The following is a 6,900-nucleotide window of genomic DNA, read 5'->3' as shown; positions in this document are numbered from 1 at the left end:
CAATGGGATCTCCGGAGATCGGTGTCGTCGAAGTGCTACCCCGACGCGAATGGATCATGCAAAAAACTGCGGGTACAAGGAAAAGCGTTGCGGTGGTCGCGAACAGCAAGCCGCCGATTACCGCGCGGCCCAGCGGCGCGTTCTGCTCTCCACCTTCGCCGAGTGCGAGCGCCATCGGTGCCATGCCGATAATCATCGAGAGGGCGGTCATTAGGACCGGGCGGAACCGGGTTGCGCCGGCCTCCAGCGCCGCCTTGAATGCGTCGCCGTGTTCGGCCAGACGTTCACGGCAAAAACTCACGACCAGGATGGCATTCGCCGTGGCGACCCCCATGCACATGATGGCTCCGGTCAGGGCGGGAACCGACAGTGTGGTATGCGTTGCGAACAGCGTCCACACGATGCCGGCCAACGCGCCGGGCAACGCGGTGACAATCACAAGCGGGTCGGCCCACGACTGGAAATTGACCACGATGAGCAGGTAAATCAGCACGACCGCTCCGAGCAACCCGAACAGCATGCCGCTGAACGCGCTGTTCATGGTCTGGACCTGCCCGAGCAGGACCACCTTCGCGCCCTTCGGCAAACTCTTTTCATTGGCGGAAACGATGTGGCCAAGGTCAGAGGCAACCGCACCCAAATCGCGCCCCTGGGTCGCCGCGTAGATCTCGACCATCGGCTGTATGTTGTAGTCGCTGACGACTTCGTCGCCGGTGGAACGGCGGATCGTGGCCACGCCGCCGAGGATCTGTCCATCGTTTGCCGCGGAGGCGCCGGTGATGGGCAAGTTGACCAGGGACGGCAACGTATCAAGGCCGTATTGCGGCGTTTGCAGGACGATCGGATATTCAACGCCATTGGCCGGGTTGAGCCAGTAGGTAGGCGCAACCTGACCGGATCCCGCCAGGTGCACCAGCAGGCTATTGGTCACATCGCGCTCAGTAATGCCCTGAAGCTGCGCCTGGGTACGGTCCACCTCGATATCAAGCTGGGGATTGGCCTGGGATTGCTGGATGCGGGCATCGACTACGCCGGGAACGTGCCGGATCTGACGCAGCAGCAGGTTCGCGTAAGCAAAATCGGCCGGAAGACTTTTGCCGCGAACCTGAAGGTCAACCGGCGCGGGCGAGCCAAAGTTCAGGATCTGACTGATGATGTCCGCCGGCGGGAACGAGAACACGACGCCTGGGAAGGCACGCGGAAGCGTTTCGCGCAACTTGTGCACGTATTCGGCAGTGGGCCGGTGGCCCTCCTTTAGCGAAATCTGGATGTCCCCGTCCTGGGAGCCTATCGTCCCCGTGTTGTTGTAAGCCGTGTTGAGGCCGCTGATGGACAGCCCCATGTTGTCCACCACCGTGCCAAGTTCGGCTGCCGGGATCGTTGCCTGGATCCGGCTCTCTACGTCCGCGAAGATCTGCGCGGTTCGCTCGACACGCACACCAACCGGTGCCCGCACGTGCAACAGGATCTGGCCGGCATCCACGTCGGGGAAGAAGTTGCGTCCAAGGAACGGGACGAGCGCGCACGACAGCACAACAAACGCGAAGAACCCCATGACGAAGCTGCGGCGATGGACCAGCAGCAGCTCAAGTATTGCGCTGTAGTTCGCACGAACCCGCTCAAATCGGGCCTCGAAGCCGCGTTGAAACCGCGCGAGCGGGTTGGACGATTCGCGACGTTCGTGATCGCCTCCATGTCCGTGAGGCTTTAGAAGGTACATAGCCATCGTGGGCACGAGGGTCCGCGACAGGATAAACGACGAGACCATCGCAAATATGACCGCCTCAGCCATCGGTACAAACAGAAAACGCGCTACACCATCCAGAAAGAACATGGGAACGAACACAATGCAGATGCAAAGTAGCGAAACGAACGCAGGCGTGACGATCTGTGCGGCGCCGTCGAGAATGGCACTATCGACAGGTTTGCCTTGCTCGAGGTGCCAGTTGATGTTCTCGATTGTTACTGTGGCATCGTCCACGAGAATCCCGACGGCGAGCGCGAGTCCTCCAAGGGTCATGATGTTCAGGGTTTCGCCCAACATCGACAGCACGGAAATCGACCCTAGAATCGCGAGCGGGATGGACGTTGCGATGATGACGGTCGAACGCCAGCTGCCCAGAAACAGCAAGATCATGAGGCTCGTCAGGACTGCGGCAATCAAACCCTCGCGGGCGACGCCGGAAATCGCGGTTCGGACGAAGATCGACTGGTCGCCGATGGCATCGATCCGAAGATTGTCTGGCAGCGAAGCCTTCGCGTCGGCCACGCGCTGCTTGACGCCGGCGATGATGGCGAGCGTGGAGGCCGAGCCATTCTTCAGCACGGTCAGCAGCACCGAGCGCTTGCCGTTGACGTGGACGATGTTTGTTTGTGGGGGGCTGCCGTCGGCGACATCGGCGACGTCATGCATATAGATCGTCGTGCCGTTTGCAGATTTGATCGGCATGTTCGCAATTGCACTGATCGCGGACGGCGCGTCATTAAGCTGCACCGTGTACTCGTAGTTTCCGATCTTTTCGGTGCCTACCGGCGTGATGAGGTTCTGTGCCGCCAATGCGTTGGCGACGTCCTGGGCAGACAGCCCCCGAGCCTCGAGCGCGGACGGTTTGACGTTGATCTGAATCTGCCGTGATTTGCCGCCGTACGGATACGGTAGTGCGGCCCCGGGCACCGTCGTCAAGATCGGACGGAGCTGATTCAGACCTAGGTCGCCGAGATTCTGCTCCGAGAGCCCCTTGCCGGAGAGAGCGAGCTGGATAATCGGGACCGTCGATGCGTTGTAGTTGAGGATGAGCGGGGGCGTAGCGCCTGGCGGCAGTTGCTTCAGGATGACCTGGGCGATCGATGTCACCTGAGCGTTCGCGGTCCGGATGTCGGCGCCCGGTTGGAAGAATATCTTGACGACGCCGTATCCGGCAATGGACTTTCCTTCTATGTGTTCGACGTCGTTGACAGTCGTGGTCAGGACCCGCTCGAACGGAGACATGATGCGACCCGACATCTGGTCTGGCGGCAGCCCCGTGTATTGCCATACGACACTGATGACCGGAATCCTGATGTCAGGAAAGATGTCCGTGGGCGTGCGAAACGCGGCAAGCGGTCCGACAATGAGAATAAATATAGCCAGAACAACGAATGTATATGGCCTCTTGAGAGCAATGCGAACAATACCAATCATAAAAATTCCAGAGTTGCAAATCCGGCAGCGATCAGACGTGCGACGCTCCGCATCGATTTCTACTCGTAACCCCAAAGCGGAGCACCACAGGCTCGCGCGGGAAAATCATTCTTGCGGTCCGGAAAAATGAAACCTCCGATCACAATGCCTGAGCGATCAGGTACCGCGTAGTACAACTAATCTGGTAACGTGAAAATAAGCGTCCTTGAATCGTTCGGTTTCTTATCCAACGTAAATTGGCACCACAGACTCGAGAGAGGTTCATTGGGGCCGCAGTCCTTGTTTCATTGCAGGTGCGCTCACCCACCCTCACCTGGAGGCTATTCCCCGCGATACAACGTCGCGTTAATCCTCTTTAGCGAGCCATCCTGATCGGCCACCACGATTTCCGGAAAAACATCTAAATGACAACATCGAGGGAGAGAATTTATCCCAATGGAACGCGTCGAAAAACGATCGTTTTGTAAAAACTCCGTTTACCGATGGCAAGCGATCCGCGTCTATAGAGCCGGATAACGCTCGGCCGCATTGAGTCCCGGACAAATGAGCGCTATCACTAAAGAACACTCCGTCTGCCTTTGCCTTGGCACGCAAATATCCCTACACGCCATATGTGCAGGCAAAAGTTCATCAGAAATAGTTGATCGATGACGCACGGCTTGCGGCCCGCGACTGAACCTTGGTCACCAAGCCAAGCTGAATCGGGCCATGTCCGCCGCGCTCAGTAAGTACCTCAGTCGCGCTCGCAGACCCATACGCCAAGTCCGAGTGGAGATGAACTCGGTGCGTATGGACCAATATGAGCAGCTAAGGTAGGCTGAAGACGTTCAGGGGAATGAGCCGGGCGCTACGTAGTGGCCGAATCAGATGGCCGATCTATAGGGTTCAACGGAACGCAAGTCGTTCGCGCGCGTGGCGGCCGCCAGAGGTAGCGGGGACCAAGGCGCAAGACGGCACTCTGCTGTGGGCATGTCCGCTCCCTGCGGGTATTCAACTCAATGCCCTCCAACCGGCACGTGTGAGCAGTTGCGCACGAAACCGGTGAAAATTCGCCAACAGACACCTGCCTCTATAGAGGCACTCCAGTAGCCGGCGCATGCAGATCACCGAAATCTCGGCTAGCCGGATGGGCCGCCTACGATCGCTCGCCGAGTGAAAGTTAGGTTCACGCGCTTACAGGTGCCTCATCCACAGCTTCAACCTCGCCCCACGTCGGACTTCGATTGATCTCGGCGGCGTCATGACTCAGCGCGTCCGCTATCCAGGTACGGGAAAAGTCCATCCACGTCTTGATCTTCGCATCCAGATACTGTCTTGATGCAAAAAGGGCGAACAGATCCACCGTTTGAAGTTGATATCGAGGCAGTACCCTTACCAGAGTACCTGAATGGACCAGAGACCTGAGAGCAAAAGCCGGCAGAGCGCCGATGCCCATACCTTGCTGCAAGGCAGCTATCATTGCGCCGGCAACGTTCACCTTGAACCGCTCCTCAGGCAACCTGAATTCATGCCGGTCGTGCTCACTTTTCAGAAGCCACCTATCAGATGGGAACGCAGGTACGGCAACCTGCAAGCAGGTATGCTTCGATAGATCTTCGACCGTCTCTGGCACGCCGTGTGTGTCGAGATACGCCTTTGACGCCCACAGAGCGCTATAGAAAGTGCCGAGTCGATGTGAAATATAGCCAGAGTCCGGCAACGAGGTTGGGGACACCCGCAAAGCTACGTCGTAACCATCCTCAAGCAGATCTGGCTCATTCTGCGAGAGTGTCAAGTCCACGGTTACTGAAGGATAACGCGCCTGGTATGCTGCAATCGCGGGCACTACATAGTTTTGCCCAATGCACGACATTGCGTGAACTCGAAGGGTACCGACCGGGTTCGCTTGCGCATCCGACGCTTCAGCCTCCGCTTGCGCGACCGAAGCGATAACTGCGCAGCACCTCTGCAGATACCGCTCACCCGCTTCCGTCAGTGCAACACGTCGTGTGTTCCGGTTCAGCAGGCGAGTCCGCAAATGAGCCTCCAGGTCAGAGACTGAGCGGGATACGTAACCGGTTGTTGTATTCAGTTGGCGGGCCGCTGCCGTGAAGCTTCCGGCCTCTGCCACCTCGACAAAATTTTTCATGCAGCGAAATGTGTCCATGCTGTTTCGATCCGTTTTCTCAAAGTTCGCAATTTTTTTGAGTTATTGCGCGTTACCCAAACTCAGCATGTACTCACGATCTCCCTGCGACAGCGCTTCAAGCCACTGAGATCCCGAACTGGGCCTCGGCAGGACCCGGCCGTACTCAACCATGTTCGAGGGAGCGAGCTCCGAGATGTACGCCCACAAACAACGCCGCTCGAGTCCAGTGATCTTGATCACGGCCTCGATAACGTCATCGAGAAGCAGTTTCTTCTGCGCCTCAGTGCGACCGGCGCGGATGTGGCCATGCACGTACACCTGTTTGGTCTCGATCAGCACGCCGCCCATGAAATGACTACCCAACGGGATCTCGTTGAAGATCACCTGCGCAAACAAACCATGCGCACCGGTTGCGCTGCTATGCGCCCGCGTGATTTCCTGGGCGATCTGCTTCTTCTCACCAGGCGTCAGAAGATTCTGCATCGCGTTAACTACGTAGGTAGGCATCTCATATCTCCTTAACTAACTGGATTCAATCGCGGATCTCCCACCAGGTCTGGATCCGTGCTGGCGAGAAATCGTCAAACAGATGTATCTACATCTATTTGTCCGAGAAAATGTTCCTGACTATTGATCGAACGTCGGATACACCTAGATGTAGGTACATCCTATACGTTGCGCGTCAAATGTCAACGTGATTTTCTGCGCGTCTGTGTTGCCCTACAACCAACGAAGCCTGACTTACGACGTCACTTCACGGGGACCTGCTGCAGCGACTCCAACGCCTCCAGCAATTGCATGTTGGCGGGGCCGTTAAGGAATCGTTGCACTTCATCTTCGACGCGTCGCTGGGCTATCCGCCAGTAGGGCTCCGCGTGACGCAGTTTTTTCACCCCTTCCTTGCTGAGTCGAGCGGATCTGTATCGCGCATCTTCGTCGGCCGCCACACTCACGCTCACCCATCCCGCGTTGATGAGAACCTTCAGATTCCGCGAGATAGTCGTCTTGTCGAGTGCTACATCCTCAGCGATCTCGTTGTAGGTCGCCGTTCCTAGCCGCTCAAGCGCCCTCAGTAACGAAAACTGCGTGATCTTCAGTCCAACTGGCCGCAAAGCCTCGTCATAGATACCCGTCAATCTGTTAGCTGACCGGCGAAACTGCGTGCAATAACAATCTGTGAACATACCATCGACCCTCTGCTTGCCAACCGTGTCCGGGCGACGTTCGAAGCGCCCGCCCACCACAGTTGCATATACATCGATAAAGAACCAACCATGACATCACCCCGGCTGCTTGTCAAGTCACACAGAATCTCCAGATGATTTTGCCGAGCGGTCAAACGCGCTGTATTGCAGTCGATCGCACCCTGCTCTTCCGGATTGTCGCCACGCGGACGTGTACTCGCATGACCAATACTGGTAACCGACTTGTCAACAGTAGGCCGCATCGAATATTTTTAGTCGATAGATATTTCGATCGCGGATAGTGCGGCCGATCTCGGATGGGGTAAGGCAGACCTTTCGCCTCATCGCGATCAAGCGAACGAATATGGGTTCGGCGTGAGTTTAGTCGGTCGGCGCCTCTTGTGCCA

At 57.2% G+C, this 6,900-nt stretch carries 4 protein-coding genes; all 4 read right to left on the bottom strand.

The features are described 5' to 3' along the window. Window positions 1-3,181, bottom strand: a 3,181-nt coding sequence (locus tag WCA53_RS14790) for an efflux RND transporter permease subunit (protein ID WP_423911507.1), incomplete at its 3' end; no start/stop codon positions are given. A 1,165-nt stretch (window positions 3,182-4,346) separates the two neighbouring features. Further along, entirely contained in the window at window positions 4,347-5,327 is a 981-nt protein-coding gene (locus WCA53_RS14785) for a LysR family transcriptional regulator (RefSeq protein ID WP_423911505.1), read from the bottom strand. A 42-nt stretch (window positions 5,328-5,369) separates the two neighbouring features. Further along, complete coding sequence (locus WCA53_RS14780; protein WP_423911503.1) at window positions 5,370-5,816, bottom strand: tautomerase family protein; 447 nt, start codon at window positions 5,814-5,816, stop codon at window positions 5,370-5,372. 242 nt (window positions 5,817-6,058) lie between these two features. Next, window positions 6,059-6,445: a MarR family winged helix-turn-helix transcriptional regulator gene (locus WCA53_RS14775; protein ID WP_423911501.1), complete on the bottom strand. Its 387-nt coding sequence runs from the start codon at window positions 6,443-6,445 to the stop codon at window positions 6,059-6,061. Between the last annotated feature and the right edge of the window lie 455 nt (window positions 6,446-6,900).

Source organism: Caballeronia sp. (assembly GCF_049581465.1).
Lineage (GTDB): Bacteria > Pseudomonadota > Gammaproteobacteria > Burkholderiales > Burkholderiaceae > Caballeronia.
The sequence above is the reverse complement of the archived record's forward strand: the minus strand, read 5'-3'. Positions and strand labels throughout refer to the sequence as shown.

Coding starts and splice junctions, on each gene's coding strand:
- WCA53_RS14785 (WP_423911505.1), bottom strand. CDS start 5,327: ATGGACACATTTCGCTGCATGAAAAATTTTGTCGAGGTGGCAGAGGCC.
- WCA53_RS14780 (WP_423911503.1), bottom strand. CDS start 5,816: ATGCCTACCTACGTAGTTAACGCGATGCAGAATCTTCTGACGCCTGGT.